The sequence below is a fragment of the Desulfotomaculum defluvii genome (genome assembly GCF_054657375.1).
In genome coordinates, this window is record NZ_BAAHYV010000007.1 from 1,418,086 (window position 1) to 1,433,783 (window position 15,698).

A 15,698-nucleotide genomic window follows, 5' to 3' on the forward strand; every position below is an offset into this window, starting at 1 on the left:
ACTCCTATACCATAGGTTTTCATTTATTCTGTAGTTGTAACTACAATCTTTCCATTTGCCATATTGCTTTCCATCAAGAGATGCGCATCGGCTATCTCATCCATTGAAAAAATCTTGCTTATAGGTGGCTTTAAGCGATATTGGCGAATATGATTGAAAATCTTGTTCATCTGCTCCTGCGTCGGGTAATTACTGAAAAAAGAACACAAATAAACTCCGTTTGGAATACCCTTGATGGGGTCAAAATTTTCAAGGGTTCCTTTATTGCCCAAAATCCCCGTTGAACATATGATGCCGTGATGGGAAAGAAATTTCATTGACTGTTCCAATGTGGCAGGGCCTACTAATTCCAAAATTTTGCTCACGCCATCAGTATAAAGAGAATACAATTGTTTTGATAATGTTCCATCATCAAGCAATACAAAGTCTGCCCCGTGCTTTTTAAGCAAGTTCATTTTATTTAAACTTCGAGTCGTGGCTAAAACAGTGCTTCCTATACTTTTTGCCAGTTGTAGGGTCACCAGTCCTAGCGCACTTGTTGCTCCTCTAATCAATAATGTATCGTTAGACTTTAGCTGTAGGCAATCAAACAAGGAACCGTACGCTGTAAAATAAGTTTCTGGGATTGCGGCCAGTTCCTCCCAGCTGAGGTCAATATCTGCGGCAAAGACCTGGCTAATTGGCAGCAGTGCATATTCCGCGTAACCACCGTCAAAGCTGCGTCCCATTCCCCCCATCAAAGCCACAACACGCTGCCCTTTTTTAAAATTGCTGTTAGAAGAATCGGCTATTTCGCCTACGCACTCTATACCAAGGATTCTCGGCAATTGAATATAGGGAGCATCACCTTCATAGCTTCTGGTTATGATCTCGGAGCGGTTAATGCCAAAGGCTTTTACCTTTACTAGTACCCAGCCCGGTTTCACTTTGGGGACAGGCACATTTGTTACGGTTAGTTCGTTAGCTTTACAAGTTCTTTCAAGCACTATTGCTCTCATATGGTATATACTTCTTTCCAACATTGGGGGTCAGTTCCGTAAAAGTTGTGGGTATAGCCATAGGTCACAGCAGGACAGCCACGGCAGAACCGCAGTAATTCGCATTTGGAACACTTCTCAAAATTGCTGTATTCCCGGTATTGATCCATTTTCTCCCCCAGAAAAATATTATACAATTGGTCAGTTAAGGCATTGCCAATCAGGCTCTCAAATCGCCGACAAGCATAAATGTCACCGTTTGGCAAAATGGTTATGTGACAATTGCCGCAGTTACAACCATCATATATAGTGGCATCATCCAAGCCTTCGGGTATTGTAAACAATCCTTTTTCATATAGGAATAACGTCCATAGGTGATCCTTTAGGTTAAAAGTCGTTCCCGAGTCCTTATAATATTCGAACTTTTTCCAGCAGACTTCCAAGAACTCTTTGTATTCTTCTGGTGCTATGTGAGTGCTTTTGTCAAAACTCGTAGGGCAGTACCTAGCAAAAGCGAAAACATCAGCTTGTTTTTCTACCACAAGATCAATGATTTCGGGAATTTCCTTAATATTAGTATTTGACACCGTTGTCATGATAACAGCTCGAATTCCCGCTTCACGAAGGCAGCGAATTTTCTCAAGGGTAGTGTCAAAAGAACCAGGCTTTCGGATAAAGTCATGTGTATCCCTCAGCCCATCAATTGAGAGCTGATATCTCTCACAGCCATAGTATTTTAACCTTCTGCACACCTCATCATCAAGATGAAAAGGATTTCCCAGGATACTAAAAGCAATGTTCTGCGATTTCAGCAGTTCCAACACATGCCAAAAGTCTTTGTGTAAAATCGGATCCCCTCCGGTTATATAGAAGTAGGGTATACGATTCAGTTTTCTGCACATCTCCACGCAATTATTAAGCACAGACTGTATATCTTGATAGGACATCTCCTTCACGGGGAGGTTTTGATTTTCTGAAAAGATATAACAATGCTGACACCGCTGATCGCAACTATCGGTAATATGCCATTGAAAGGCAAAGAATTGATCCATAGTAGTACACTCTCCTTGCTAAGAATTAGTTAATAAATTTATGAAGTCAGCCATTGGCATAAAAACAATATTTATTTTAAAAAGAAATACCCCGGTTCAGTAAAAACCGGGGACTTTCCTAGACGTTATTACTTGTCACCGGCACCGCAGGCGGAACCAAAAGCAGTTGATTTGGGTTTACCGTCGTCACCGGCTCCACAAGCAGAACCACAACCGCTGTGAGCCATAGCCGCTTGTTTTGTTCCGAAGTAGCTTTGAGCACTTCTTCTTGCGAAAAATTTACGATTTTCTTTCCAAGTATCAAACATTCCAAGCTTATTCATCTCAAAACACTCCTTGTTTGTATTTGGGCTTGATTTTTTTTGCCTCTGATATTATGTTAGTTGTGTTATATCATTTTGAAAAGTAGGCACCTTTTTATTATATAGTAACCTTATTATAACTATTGGAGGAATGCGATATGTTGACGAAGAAAGAATTACCGGCATGCCCCGTTGCAACAACGGTTGGTTTGATTGGAAACAAGTGGAGATTATTGATTCTAAGAAATCTTTTGGCTGGACCAAATCGTTTTGGCGAACTTAGGAAAACCATTCCTGGCATCAGTCAGAAAGTTTTAACTGACAATCTTAGATCAATGGAAGAAGACGGGATCATTATTCGAACAGTTTTTGCGGAAGTGCCCCCGCGTGTGGAGTATAAGTTAAGTGAATTGGGTGACACCATGCGTCCCATTATTGCAGCTATGGAATCATGGGGGTTGGGTTACCAGAAAGTAATGAAAAATTCATCCAATTAGCAATCCATATGTCCATAGAGAAAATTACACCCACCCAAGTATTATTATTGGGGCACTTTTGGTTTCTGGGGTAATTGCAAAAATTGTCAATAAAAGGAAAACCGCCTGAACCAAGGTACAAGCGGTTTCGTTGCTGTATTTTGATAGTATTACAAATTAGAAAGAAGCTCCTTAGCACAGGCAAGGTAGTAGTGGCGGCCATTTGCGCTTGTTTCCAGACGCCCGAGGTTGAGAAGGCCTTGGGCTTTGTATCTTTTCGCCTGCTTATTTGCACTATCCGCAGCTATAAGGACATCTGCAAGCTCAATAGCCCATTGGGCTTCTTCGCTCTCCAGGGCTTGACTGATAGCAGAAAGTACCGACTCTACGCCACCCATGAGAGCGATGGTTTTTTGGGCACGGATCCGATTTGGCAAAGGATTGAGATTGGTTGGGTTTCCGTCAAACCAACCTACATAGCCAGCATATATACCACGAACAGACCAGGCCACAGTACCATAAAATTCGCCCAGATAGGGAAGGCTGGCCCACTTTTCAGGTAACTTAACTGCTTCTACCACCTCGTCCATTGTCATGGCCTGATTCATGCCTTTAAGGGTTTCTTTAAGTATATAATCAATAGCATCACGGAAGTTTGTTAAGGTTTCTGCAACAGCAGTTCCTCCAATTATGGGTTGTGTATGTCCAGGGAGGAGGTATTTAGCCTGATAACCAATCAGCTTATCCAAGGTCTCCACCCAGGTGCTTATATCCCGATACTGACTGCCACGTATAGCATATAGGTTGGGCCAGCAACCGTAATAATTATAACCACAGCAAAGTACCTTGTAAACTGGAAACCAGACCAGGAGCTGATCATCAGTTTCGCCTGGAGCAGCAGCAAGTTCTAAAGTAACGCCATCAATACTGCGTATGATTTTTTCTTCATTATAAACAGTGGTAGGTGGTACAAAAGCTCTTTTACCTTCGTCCTTAACCATACCTTCACGAATACCGATACCTTGACAAATGGCTTCCTCGTCGCTGAGCTCGTAGCCATGTTGCCTTATGCCGCGCTTATTGAGCACGTCCTGCAGGGCATTGATTCGACCGAGGACTGGCTTGCAAGGAGCAAAGGCAATAATTTCTGGATCACTATCCATAAAAACTCCTGCTCCACCAAGGTGATCTGGATGGCTATGGGTGTAGATGATGGTCTTCACTGGCTTGTTGGTATGCCCGGCGATAATGGACTTGAGGGCTTCTGCACGATAGTCAGTATCAAGGGTATCTATTAGAATAACCGAAGTTTCTCCAATGATAAAGCTGGCATTGCTGTGGCCATAACCCATTACATGATAGATAACACCGGGAATGATTTCTGCCACTCGACGTGGGTATGCTGTGAATGAAAAATCTTTTAATGATTGTTCTCCATCTGATCGTAACATTGGTCACACCTCTTTGTTTGTTGTATCTTTGCAGTAATTCGATTTTGAGTTGGTTCGCCTTATATTACAAGCTCAGTTTTTACAACTCTGATATTATGATAGTTATGTTACATCATTTTGAAAAGTAGGCACCTTTTTATAACTATTGGAGGAATGCGATCATATTCTTCATCATTTTCCAATAAATTTTTAATAATTTTCATTGCTTTCTTTAATTCCGAATTACTTCCCGGAGCAGTAACAGCTAATCTAACTGCTCGCAACGGTTTGGTTTTTCCTACTGTGAATCTTTCAGCTGCATAAACACGTACTCCGGCACGATAAGCCTTCGATTCAAAATCTTCCCCTGTAAATCTTTCCGGTAATATCAACCATCTGAAAATACATTCAAGTTCTCCGAGAACAGAGTAGCCGTTAAGATAGTCATTTACAATTTTATTTTGCTCCCTCGTGTAAATACGATGCTTTTCAATAATTTTATCGGTAATTCCAGCAGTAATTAGCCTTGATGCAAGTTCAGCCATCATCGGGGACACAGAAATATTGATATTATAAAGGGCTTCAGATAATTTCTTTCTAAAAATATCTGGCGTTACTACATAGGCAAGTCTTAAACCGGGAGCTATTACCTTGGAGAGACTAGAAATGTAAAGTGTATTTTCTGGTGCGTACGATACGATGGGAGCATGTAGATTTTCAGCCATAAGACTAAGGGTAGCATCCTCTATGACAATTAAATTGTTACTCATCGCTACATTAGCAATCATCTTTCTTGTATCGTTGGACATTGTATGTGTAGTTGGATTGTGATAATCGGGGATCACAAATAATCCTTTTATATTCTCATTTTTACAAGCATACAGTAATCCAGCCCTTGTGATTTCATAGTGCCCCTGTTTAATAGGAATTAGTTGAATACCAAGCATATTAGCTGCAGTTTTAATACCAGGATAGGTCACGGGGTCTGTTCCGATTCGATCACCAGGTTTAAATAAACTAGCTAGAATAGCTGCAATTGTATTTTGTCCACCGTTTGCTAATAAAATATTTTGTGGTTCAGCATCATAACCAGCTTTTTTTATAAGTTTAGCAGCCGTCTCTTTCTGCCAAAATGTGCCCTCCGGTCTCCCATAATTAAATAGATTTCTGAAACCGGGTTCTGCCAGCATCTTTTTGATCTGTTCTGTTAGTTCAACATATGACGTAGGTTGAGGAAATACAGAACCCATTTCGATAATTTGGGGAGAACTGTATTCCTGTAAAAGAAAAGTATTTGAGCCTGCATCTGATGATACAAAAGTGCCGTTGCCAATCGTCGCACAAATAAGTCCCTTTTGTGCACATAGTTTAAATGCTCTTGAAATGGTACTTAGATTTACATTTAAATAATCGGCCAATTCCCGTTGCGGCGGCAATTTGGTACCGGGCGACAATACGCCATTCTTAATATCTTTTTCCAACATTTCAGCAATTGAAGTATAAAGTGGAGTCTTAAGTTTGGTAGGATCTGGCTTCCAGTTCATAGGATAGTCATCAAAGGAATTGACAGGCATTTTTATATCTCCGTTAAATTGTTTTGCATACAATTATATCATTGTGTGCATTTTGCTACACTTGATATAATGAAATACATATAAGAAGCTACTGCAAGAAATGTGCTGATAATGCGTCAAAGGAGTGAATATGGTGCAAAAACAAAAAGCTGATATTTTAAAGTTTAAAGAAATGAAACGGCAGGGGAAAAAGATTACTATGGTCACAGCATATGATTTCGCCATGATGTCCCAGGTAGATAAAAGTGACATAGATATGATACTGGTAGGCGATTCGGGTGCTATGACAATGATGGGCTATGAAACAACCGTTCAAATCGACCTGGAGACAATGCTGGTTTTTTGCAAGGCGGTTGCTAACGCCGGTAAACACACTTTCATGGTAGCGGACATGCCCTTTATGACATATGAAATAGGACCGGAGAAAGCTATGATTAATGCAGCTCGTATTATTAGAGAAGGTCGCATGGATGCCCTTAAGCTGGAAGGTGGGGAACGTATAGCGGGTACAGTGGCCGCATTAGTCAGGTCCGGTATACCTGTGATGGGCCATATCGGTTTAACACCCCAAAGTGCCGCACAGTTGGGTGGTTTTAAAGTGCAGGGTAAAAGCATAGAGAGTGCCAAACAAATAGTCAAAGATGCACTGGCTTTGGAAAGGGCGGGTGCATTTGCGATTACTCTGGAAGCCATACCTAGCCCAGTGGCAAAAATCATCACTGAGACTGTCCAGGTGCCCACAATCGGCATTGGTGCTGGAAATAACTGCGATGGCCAGGTACTGGTTATCCACGACCTTTTAGGACTATTTGACAGGTTTACCCCCAAGTTTGTCAAACGTTATGCCAATCTAGGTCAAGATATGCAGAATGCGTTAAACACCTATGCCAGAGAAGTTCGTGATGGCGTATTCCCCGATAAAGAGCATTCTTTTAATATGTCCCAGGATTTAGTGGAACAGCTACAAGCTGAATTGCAGAAAGAGGGTATATTGTAAGTAAAAACAAAATGAACTTCTTGGGATAATATTCAGAAGAAACTTGTTGTTAAGAACGCTCTGTCATTTACTGATTAGGCGTTCTTCTTTTACTTTACAACTAACGGTAAAATAATTAAAGAAGAATCGTATTACATAAATTAAAACACCCTAACATGAAGTTAAAATAGAGACACCGTGCCGTTTATCCCTGGCTCTCTGAATGGAACGATGGCTCTATTTGACTGGAGATGTCTCTCACTATCCGGAACTGCGGCTCATTTTGCGCCGGAATATACACCGCGTGAGATAACTTGTAGATCATATTTGTTATAAATCTTAATTATTGGGGAAATTAGGTAATAGAATATATTTCCCTTATTCTATATATTTATTAATAAAAAGGGTTGATACCTATGAATTTTTTAACCTTTTTTGAATCATTCCTTTGCCTGAGTACTTTAGGTACTATCATTCCTACAATCTATTTGGGAAAGAAAATAAACTCCCCTCACCTTACTTATTATTACATTATATCTGGTCTCTTTGTAAGTTTTTTATTTTCATTATCAAATTCCCTTAACCAAATGGGTATAACAAAATTTTGGGGAATGCATACTTGGATTCCTGTTTGCCTGAATCTAATAGTACTTGTTTATGTTATTCGTTTACCAGCACTAAGTATAAAAAGTGCCCTGGAGATTAACTTCCTGCTGCAAACACTTTTGATTTCTTGTCTGCCAATCAATAATCAGCTCTTTATCGAAAACACCTTCCATAGCCAAATGTTAACTTATACAGTCTTAGCAGGCGGAATTATTTTTGTCTTTTATCATGCCAGTCGCTTCCTAGCTTATCTGGATTCAAATAAGGTATTTATTAATTTTGGTACTTATTTATACATCGTATTACTTGTTCTAATAGCTTTTCAACCATTGTCCGAGGCACCTACTTATTTAAATTTAGTAAAGAGTTTTGCAATTCAATTTGGCATCTGGCCCTTAAGCATTTCTTTATTTATTCATTTGTTTCTGTTGCCCTTTATTAGCTTTATTCCCTATGGCATAATTAAATCTTTGACAGCCCATTATTAATTTATTGCTGATATTTATCCGAGTATCGGAGCATTATCCTTTTCTTCTTTTACCTTTTCTTTAAAAGGTTCAATAACTATATTATTATCAATAGGAAAAGGCGGAACCAGTTCCTCAATATAATCCTTGGGAAGGGGTACTGTAGATTGAACCACGTGACCCTCTTTATCTTTTTTTAAAATAACAAACTTATCCATCCCTGTGCCTCCTTTTTTAGATCTGTGAACTTTATTTTATCCTGCCAATGGGTCTTTCACTCTAAACCTGAATTTAGAAAAGTCTCGTATTTTTTAAGGTCGGGCTGGCTAAAATTCTTTTAGAAGTTATCATACAAGGAGGCTATTTAATGAGTAATAGACTGAATGTACAGGCCGACAACTTTATTCGTCTAACAAATATCGATGAGATGGGTCAATACCTGAAAAACGTAGAAGACGGAGAACTTCACTTTAGAGTTTTCCCCATATCCGGTACACCTGAAGAATTTCATTATAATGGTCATCAAAAATCCATTATCCGTAAGAAGGATCAAAAACTATTTGACAATGTAGAAGATTTCATTTGCTATACCTTTCAGTGTGATCAGGAAGGGTATGCAAATACCGAATACGTGGATCTTGAAGTATTAAAATAATACTAAGATGTTAAAATAAGCCGTAAATCTACGAGGTGATCTTGCATGCCCCAAATCATCATCCGAGGTATAGAGCTAGAAATAGTAAAGACCATGAGTATAGATCTACTTATGGGCTTACATAGGATCATCGGTTGCCCTCTGGATGACCTGACCCTAGAATGTAACACTTCTACTTTTGTTAAAAATGGTGCCCTAGACAAAGGTTATCCCTTTGTGGAAGTTGCTTGGTTTGACCGAGGCCAAACAGTCCAAGATCAGGTGGCAAAAGAAATAACTGCCCATATACAAAGGGCAGGTTATTCTAATATTGATATTATGTTTACTACCCTTGAAAAAATCAAGTATTACGAGAATGGTCAGCATTTTGGTTGAGTCATCGCCAAAAAATCTGTTATCCCTTAATTCGATAAGTACATAATTACCGGGGAGCTTCATCCCCGGTATATTGGCCGCGTTTTTCCAAAGTTTTTAAGCTGCCGGCAAATTTTTACTAACCGCCCATGGCCCCTTCCAAGGTTTTAAAGCTGATGGCTGACGATTGATGGCTATTTTCATATTTACTACTGCTTATTCTTTCGTAGCCTCTTAAGGTTTTTCATACCCCTGGTTATTTCCATCACATTAATTTCTTCGGCATTAAATTCTTGGGTGATGTTCTCTAAGGCAATCCAAGGATCCACATGCTCACCACAAGTAAAAATATCAACCGCAGCATAGGCCAATTCTGGCCAAGTATGGATGGTGAGATGAGATTCTGATATAACTACCACCCCACTGACTCCTTGGGGCTCAAATCGATGAAATACAACCTCCCTTATTTCTGCATTTGCTTTTCTGGCTGCACCCACCATTATTTCTTCAACTGTCTTAAGATTATTTAATTTCTCAGGATCACATTCCCATACTTCGGCCATTAATTGTACACCTAGGGGCTGTCCTAAAATACTCATTAATAAGATCTCCTTTGCAACAATATATATTTTAGTTTCCCAAAGAAGCTATAAAATATTTGTACAATTATAACCGGTGGTTGTCCCCGTATGTAATTTAAAACCTACAGTCAGATGGAGGACTGCAGGTTGTTTTATGTTCGACGGTACCAGGCACTTGCTCGCTTGTAGAGATGGCTTGGTTTGAAATATTTTTTCTACGGCAAGAGCCAGGCACCTAGGTTGCTATTTTTGCGAGAATAAAAACAAATGATTAACAGCTAGCCTACACTTCTAAACCAATATTGATCTCAATGGATCCAGCCTCTGTCAGCATTTCAACCATGAGGCTTTTGACCTGACTGATTCTAGCAGTAATGTTCTTTCCAACTATTAGGGTAGGCGGTGAAATATTAGTTTCCAGTCCGATATTCTCAAGGGTGATAGCTGCATTTGCCGTAACCATGTTGGCCAATTCACTAATGGCACTCTGGGCCATTTCATCAAAATTTTCCACTGGCATACCACCCATCATAACAGATGCGATATTTTTTGCAGTATCTTTTGCCATACCATAGGCAACGTTGCCCCGGATTTTTTTAGTTAATCCAACAATGGCTGTAACCTCCTGGGTAGCCATATGTTTTTCCTTAAATGCTAGATTTCCTCTTTTTATTTGTTGAAATCCTAATTGGGGCAATATTTCAGCACAAGCGTCTACAAAGGGTGCAAATTTCTTAGCATCCATGCTACATTCCCCCTTCGAAACCGATACTGATGACTAGATTTCCCACAGTGGTTACAGCACGTACTACTTCCGCTTGAATATTTGGACTGGTTATAGAAATATCTTCCCCACAAAAAATACTTGGTGGAGTCAGCATAAGATTCATACCCCGGATGGCATTATTAGCATGGGTAACTGTATGGCCGGAAATGATATTGCCAAACTCAGCCATTGTATCCATTACTTCTTCTTCGTTCAAATCCTCTTCGCCATTGATCAATTGACTTAGTTTAATAGCAGTAGTTTTACTGGTATCAATAATGATCCGTCCTGGTCTTTTTCCCGTAATTCCCAAAATAACTGCCATACCTTCGGAGAAAAAAGTCTGTCCTTGTAGCTGTGACTCACTAATATCACATTTTAACTGGGCCATCTGCCAAAGGTTATCCATAAGGGAAGTAGCAAAGAAATCTACATAGTTTTTATTACTCATAATATCATTCCTTACACAAATACTCTTTTTATGGCAGTCATCATTTCATCTGCTTTAAAGGGTTTTTGGAGAAAGGCTCGAACTCCAATGGCCTTTGCTTTTTCAATAAGTTCTTCATCTCCCATGGCACTTAACATAATAATCCTGGCTCTTTTATCCCGAGCTAGAATTGCTTCTGCTGCCTCCAGACCATCCATAACTGGCATGGTAATATCCATAGTAACCACATCGGGATTAAGGGAGAAAAATAATTCCAATCCTTCTTTACCATTTTGGGCTACTCCGCAAATATCAAATTTATCTGCTGGCAAGGCCTTTTTAATATTTTTATGAATAAAGGGTGAGTCATCTACAATTAACAAACGTAACTTTGCCATCCACTACACTCTCCTTCCTTTTTAGCTTTTAGTCTTTAGCCTTTGACCATTAACTTTTGTAGCTAATGGCTAATAGCTAACGGCAACGGCCATGCAGAGCTAAGGCAATAGCATTAGGAATAGCACTTAGAGGAAATAGTGCTTCGGCTCCTCCTTTTTCAAAGGCCACTTTAGGCATACCAAAAACCACAGAACTGTGCTCATCCTGGGCCAAAGTCTTTGCACCAGCTTGCCGCATGGCCAGCATTCCTGCTGCCCCGTCATGACCCATACCAGTTAAAATAACCCCAACTGCATTACTACCCACGTGCCTAGCAACGGAGTTAAATAGAACATCCACCGAGGGGCAATGCCCATTCACATTGGCCCCCTCCTCACAGGTTACCAAATACATACCGCCGGACCGTCGTACTGTCATATGCTTACCTCCAGGAGCAATAAGAACTCTTCCTGGCATAACCCGGTCATTGGTCCTAGCCTCCAACACTTCCATTTCACAGATCTCATTTAATCCCTGGGCAAAATGCTTGGTAAACCCTGGTGGCATATGCTGAACAATAACAATACCTGGCGTGGAGGCAGGAAAGGCTCTGATTATTCTTCGAATTGCTTCGGTACCTCCGGTAGATGCCCCGATGGCAATAACCTTGTCTGTGGATTCGGCTAGGGCCACTTTCAGGAATCTTCCGGGAAGTGCAGAGGGTCTTTTTTCTTTCCAAGCCTGAACATTGGCTGTGGCAGCAATTTTTATTTTCTGACGCAATTCCCCCAGCATGGCATTAAGACCCCTAGCGATATCTGTACTGGGCTTGGTAACAAAATCAACTGCTCCAGCCGCCAGTGCTTCCAGGGTAATCTTTGCTCCTTTTTTAGCCAGTGCACTGACCATCACAACTGGCAATGGATACTGAGGCATTAAACGCTTTAAAAATTCCACCCCGTCCATTTTGGGCATTTCAACATCTAAAGTTAATACATCAGGCCTAAGTCGGACAATCTTATCCCTGGCCACATAGGGGTTAGAGGCAACTCCAACCACTTCAATTTCTGGATCCATTGCTAGACCCTGGGCAAGGATCTCCCTAACGAGAGCTGAATCATCCACCACCAGAACCTTAATGGTCTTCACAGCAATCCCCATTCTGTTCATCTCCTTTGATATATGGCTGGTTGAACAAAGCGATAGAGGGTATTGGACTGACCTAAGGATTCTGAATGACTGATAAATAAATATCCTTCGGGCTCTGTATAACGATAAAACCTCTCGATAATAGACCCTCGGGTACTGTTATCAAAATAAATCATTACATTTCGACAGAAGATAACATTAAAGAGCCCTTTAAAGGGATATATCTCATTGGTCAGATTAAGACGACGGAACAATATTAACTCTCTTAGATCCGGACTGATTAGCCAATTTCCCTCTGAGTGTGGTTTAAAATAACGGATGCGGTACATGGGGGGCACATGCTCCAGCTGTGCCCCGCTATAAATTCCAGCAGTGGCCTTTGCCAAGGCACTGGTAGAAATATCTGTTGCCAAAATACCAATATCCCAGTTATTTAATTGCCACCCTAAAAATTCACGCAAAATCATAGCCAAGGTATAGGGTTCTTCCCCGGAAGAACAACCAGCTGACCAAATTCTGATTTTTTTACTATGGCGGTTTTTCTCCATAAGCCTAGGAAGCACCACTTCCTGTAAAAATTGAAAGTGTTCAAACTCCCTAAAAAAGTAAGTATAATTAGTGGATAATTTATCTGCCAGATGCAAAAGGGCTTGACCCGAGGGCTCCTTAATCACATATTCATAGTAGGCTTTAAAACTAGCGAAGCCACCTTCATAAACTGTCCTTAATAGGCGATCCATGAATAATGACCTTTTTTGCTCAGTGATATGGATACCAAACTTTTTATATACCAATTGACTTAGGAGTCGAAACTCCTCATCTGTTAATCGAAGGTCTTTCATCCCTTTAGCCCCTTCCGGTCTTAGAAACCCACAAGCATCACTGATACAATTTTTTTAAAACTTACCAAAATCGCTATCATCCAACGAGATAATATCTTGGGGCCTTACCAGGTTATTTTTCCCCTGTACATTTTGGCCCTTGACATCTCTTCCAGTTATCCTGTTATTATGAACTCTTGATATTGAGTTAGTAGACGTTCCGTTGAAAGTAGTCATACCAAGACTCTGTCTGCTTAGCTTAAAGTGCCCTAACATTTCCTTCAGGTTCGTTGCTTGACCAGATAATTCTTCTCCGGCAGCGGCGGATTGTTCTGAACTGGCGGTATTTTGTTGTGTAACTTGATCTACCTGGCTAAGACCAGCATTTATTTGACCGATACCCTGGGCCTGTTCCTTGGAAGCTGCAGCAATCTCACTGATCAAATCTGTTACCTTGGTGGCACCAATAACTATATCCTCTAATGATTTTGAAGTATCCTGTGCAATTTGTGTTCCCACCTCGGATTTCTTGATAGAGTCTTCAATCATCTCTGTGGTTTCCTTGGCAGCCTTGGCACTACGTTGGGCTAAATTACGTACTTCCTCTGCCACCACCGTAAAGCCTTTACCATGTTTACCAGCTCTGGCAGCTTCAACTGCAGCATTCAAAGCCAATAAATTTGTTTGGAAAGCAATCTCATCTATCACCTTGATAATTTTGGATATGTCATTGGCTGATTCATTTATATTCTCCATGGCTTTAACCATTTGCTGCATCTTTTGATTACCATCTTCAGCATTGTCCTTGGCCTGAATGGCCAGTTGGTTAGCCTGAATAGCATTTTCGGCATTTTGGCTAGTTTGTGATGCCATTTCCTGCATAGAGGAAGAGATTTGTTCAACTGCACTGGCAGATTCAGTGGCACCCTGGGACAGTGCTTGGCTGGCTTCTGAAATCTGACGGGACCCAGCAGCCACCTGATCCACTGCCACTGTCACCTGACTTAGAATTTCGTTAATAGAACTTATGGTGCTGTTGAGGGCTTCTTTGATCAGGGCATGGTCACCCCTATATTCCCCTTTCACACTGGTATCAAGGTTACCCCTGGCCATTTCCTGTAGGCAAACAACTGCCTCATTGATGGGCCTAAGGATAGCATCCAATGTATCATTAATCCCCTTGACAATTTCATAATAACCGCCCTTAAATTTAGTTGCATGGCCCCTAGACTGCAAATTTCCCTCCACGGCAGCTTGCACCAATTCATTGGTTTCATCTACTAATTCCCTAATGGTGTTGACCATCAATTCAAGATTCTTTCCTAAAATATCATGTTCGGAGTTTACTTTTACGTTTACTGCTAAATCCCCCTCAGCCACTTTTTCTGCAGCCAAGGCATGGTCTCTCATATTTTCTGCCATTGTCTTAAAGGAAGTTGCTAACTTACCTATTTCATCTTTGGTTGTGGCTTCAATATCAACATTGACATCCCCCAGGGCCAGTTTATCTGCAGCTGCAGCCAATTCATTTACCGGACGACTAACCATCCGAGCTATGAATAAACCCAAACCGATGGATAGAAGTACACCCACTAGAATAATAATCATCATAGTGGTTGTGGCACTGGAGGCAATATTGCTGTTTTCATCAGAGGTCTTCTTGGCCATTTCAATTTTAATTTCTATAATTCTATTAATAATATCCAATTCTTCTCTGGCCGCTTTCCCCTGGGCTCCTTCTTCGCTAATTATCGCCAGTGCTTCTGCGTCCTGATCAGACTTGGCCAACTGAATTACCCTTTCGGTTTCAGTACGAAAGACCTGATTTACCTCATGAAATCTCCTAAATAATTCTTTACCTTCCTCAGTTAACATTGTTTTCTCAATTTCTAAAACATTTTTGTCGATGGTAACAAAATACTCCTCAATCCTATTATTACGATCTTGGATTTCAGCCGGGGAATTGGCTAGAATAATATCTCGGGAATTCACACGGATCCGTTGAAAAGCATTGACCATTTCTGCTAAATGCCCTGTTGGTTCTACCATTTTTTCATACATATTGGTGTCAGCTTCTTCAATATCTTTAATGTCACTAATGCCTACATAACCGATAATAACTGAAATAATAGCCACTACGATAAAGGCAATGGTTAATTTGGTTGCAATTTTCAGGTTATAAAACCACTTCATTTGTCAGGCCTCCTATATTTATTCTTCCAGGAGTTTCTCTACATCTAGCAGTAATTTGACCCTATCTCCAACTTTGCCCATACCCTGAATATACCTGTTTTCTCTGCTCCTGCGCACACTGGGAGCTGGTTCTATATCCCTCTTTGGTATGTCCAGTACTTCTGATACTCGGTCGACAATTAGCCCCATTGGCTGACCTTTAACTTGAATAACTATAATACAAGTTCGTTCATCATATTCCCTGGCCACTGCACCGAAGCGCAGGCGTACATCCATCACGGGAATCACTTTGCCCCGCAGATTGATGACCCCTTTGATATAGTCAGGTACATCTGGAACTTCTGTTATTCTTTGTATGCCAATAATTTCTGTTACATATTGAATTTCTAAACCAAATTCTTCGTTAATCAGTAAGAAGGTAAGGTATTTGCCCTCTTGAGTATCTTCCAGATCATCTTCTTCCTCTTCCTGTAATAACTCCAATTCAAATCCATCCCTTGTACTCATCCTG

The 15,698-nt window shown here is 40.6% G+C and carries 19 protein-coding genes; 5 read left to right on the forward strand and 14 right to left on the reverse strand.

The genetic code is table 11. The annotated features are described in order from the left end of the window. Window positions 1–23 precede the first annotated feature (23 nt). The 3 genes from ACYQ03_RS14015 to ACYQ03_RS14025 form a co-directional block, all read right to left on the reverse strand. A complete protein-coding gene (locus ACYQ03_RS14015; RefSeq protein ID WP_459910538.1) occupies window positions 24–998 on the reverse strand; it encodes a zinc-binding alcohol dehydrogenase family protein in 975 nt (324 codons plus the stop codon). Next, window positions 995–2,029 (reverse strand): radical SAM/SPASM domain protein, ACGX system, encoded by a 1,035-nt coding sequence (gene acgM / locus ACYQ03_RS14020; RefSeq protein WP_459910539.1) that lies wholly within the window; start codon window positions 2,027–2,029, stop codon window positions 995–997. The genes ACYQ03_RS14015 and acgM overlap by 4 nt, the downstream gene beginning before the upstream one ends. Before the next feature lie 128 nt (window positions 2,030–2,157). Continuing rightward, window positions 2,158–2,352, reverse strand: a complete 195-nt coding sequence (locus ACYQ03_RS14025; RefSeq protein WP_459910540.1) for a hypothetical protein — start codon at window positions 2,350–2,352, stop codon at window positions 2,158–2,160. Between the two features lie 137 nt (window positions 2,353–2,489). Between ACYQ03_RS14025 and ACYQ03_RS14030 the strand changes: the two genes are divergently transcribed. Next, complete coding sequence (locus ACYQ03_RS14030; RefSeq protein ID WP_459910541.1) at window positions 2,490–2,828, forward strand: winged helix-turn-helix transcriptional regulator; 339 nt, start codon at window positions 2,490–2,492, stop codon at window positions 2,826–2,828. Between the two features lie 149 nt (window positions 2,829–2,977). Here the strand turns inward: ACYQ03_RS14030 and ACYQ03_RS14035 are convergent, their stop codons facing one another. Together ACYQ03_RS14035 and ACYQ03_RS14040 are read right to left on the reverse strand one after the other, a co-directional pair. Further along, the gene (locus ACYQ03_RS14035; RefSeq protein ID WP_459910542.1) at window positions 2,978–4,258 is read right to left on the reverse strand and encodes an alkyl sulfatase dimerization domain-containing protein; all 1,281 of its coding nucleotides are present in this window, start codon (window positions 4,256–4,258) and stop codon (window positions 2,978–2,980) included. 107 nt (window positions 4,259–4,365) lie between these two features. Next, on the reverse strand, window positions 4,366–5,811 hold the full coding sequence (locus ACYQ03_RS14040) for an aminotransferase-like domain-containing protein (RefSeq protein WP_459910543.1): 1,446 nt from the start codon (window positions 5,809–5,811) through the stop codon (window positions 4,366–4,368). 130 nt (window positions 5,812–5,941) lie between these two features. Here ACYQ03_RS14040 and panB point away from each other — a divergent pair, with 130 nt between their 5' ends. After that, the gene (gene panB, locus ACYQ03_RS14045; protein WP_459910544.1) at window positions 5,942–6,808 is read left to right on the forward strand and encodes a 3-methyl-2-oxobutanoate hydroxymethyltransferase; all 867 of its coding nucleotides are present in this window, start codon (window positions 5,942–5,944) and stop codon (window positions 6,806–6,808) included. Window positions 6,809–7,398: 590 nt separating this feature from the next. Continuing rightward, window positions 7,399–7,881 (forward strand): hypothetical protein, encoded by a 483-nt coding sequence (locus tag ACYQ03_RS14050; RefSeq protein WP_459910545.1) that lies wholly within the window; start codon window positions 7,399–7,401, stop codon window positions 7,879–7,881. Window positions 7,882–7,895: 14 nt separating this feature from the next. Here ACYQ03_RS14050 and ACYQ03_RS14055 read toward each other — a convergent pair whose 3' ends face one another. Continuing rightward, window positions 7,896–8,078, reverse strand: coding sequence for a hypothetical protein (locus tag ACYQ03_RS14055; RefSeq protein WP_459910546.1), 183 nt, complete (start codon window positions 8,076–8,078; stop codon window positions 7,896–7,898). 149 nt (window positions 8,079–8,227) lie between these two features. Between ACYQ03_RS14055 and ACYQ03_RS14060 the strand changes: the two genes are divergently transcribed. Together ACYQ03_RS14060 and ACYQ03_RS14065 are read left to right on the forward strand one after the other, a co-directional pair. Beyond that, window positions 8,228–8,515, forward strand: coding sequence for a hypothetical protein (locus ACYQ03_RS14060; protein ID WP_459910547.1), 288 nt, complete (start codon window positions 8,228–8,230; stop codon window positions 8,513–8,515). 45 nt (window positions 8,516–8,560) lie between these two features. Then, window positions 8,561–8,890 carry a DUF1904 domain-containing protein gene (locus ACYQ03_RS14065; RefSeq protein WP_459910548.1) on the forward strand — a complete coding sequence of 110 codons (330 nt, stop codon included), beginning with the start codon at window positions 8,561–8,563 and terminating at the stop codon, window positions 8,888–8,890. A 188-nt stretch (window positions 8,891–9,078) separates the two neighbouring features. Here ACYQ03_RS14065 and speD read toward each other — a convergent pair whose 3' ends face one another. The 8 genes from speD to ACYQ03_RS14105 form a co-directional block, all read right to left on the reverse strand. Then, window positions 9,079–9,468, reverse strand: a complete 390-nt coding sequence (gene speD, locus ACYQ03_RS14070; RefSeq protein ID WP_459910549.1) for an adenosylmethionine decarboxylase — start codon at window positions 9,466–9,468, stop codon at window positions 9,079–9,081. A 265-nt stretch (window positions 9,469–9,733) separates the two neighbouring features. Then, on the reverse strand, window positions 9,734–10,195 hold the full coding sequence (locus tag ACYQ03_RS14075; RefSeq protein ID WP_459910550.1) for a chemotaxis protein CheX: 462 nt from the start codon (window positions 10,193–10,195) through the stop codon (window positions 9,734–9,736). Between the two features lies 1 nt (window position 10,196). Then, complete coding sequence (locus ACYQ03_RS14080; RefSeq protein WP_459910551.1) at window positions 10,197–10,667, reverse strand: chemotaxis protein CheX; 471 nt, start codon at window positions 10,665–10,667, stop codon at window positions 10,197–10,199. An 11-nt stretch (window positions 10,668–10,678) separates the two neighbouring features. Further along, a complete protein-coding gene (locus tag ACYQ03_RS14085) occupies window positions 10,679–11,044 on the reverse strand; it encodes a response regulator (protein WP_459910552.1) in 366 nt (121 codons plus the stop codon). Between the two features lie 76 nt (window positions 11,045–11,120). After that, the gene (locus ACYQ03_RS14090) at window positions 11,121–12,185 is read right to left on the reverse strand and encodes a protein-glutamate methylesterase/protein-glutamine glutaminase (protein WP_459910553.1); all 1,065 of its coding nucleotides are present in this window, start codon (window positions 12,183–12,185) and stop codon (window positions 11,121–11,123) included. A gap of 5 nt (window positions 12,186–12,190) precedes the next feature. Then, complete coding sequence (locus ACYQ03_RS14095) at window positions 12,191–13,015, reverse strand: CheR family methyltransferase (RefSeq protein WP_459910554.1); 825 nt, start codon at window positions 13,013–13,015, stop codon at window positions 12,191–12,193. A gap of 54 nt (window positions 13,016–13,069) precedes the next feature. Then, window positions 13,070–15,187 carry a HAMP domain-containing methyl-accepting chemotaxis protein gene (locus tag ACYQ03_RS14100; RefSeq protein WP_459910555.1) on the reverse strand — a complete coding sequence of 706 codons (2,118 nt, stop codon included), beginning with the start codon at window positions 15,185–15,187 and terminating at the stop codon, window positions 13,070–13,072. A gap of 18 nt (window positions 15,188–15,205) precedes the next feature. After that, a complete protein-coding gene (locus ACYQ03_RS14105) occupies window positions 15,206–15,694 on the reverse strand; it encodes a chemotaxis protein CheW (RefSeq protein WP_459910556.1) in 489 nt (162 codons plus the stop codon). Between the last annotated feature and the right edge of the window lie 4 nt (window positions 15,695–15,698).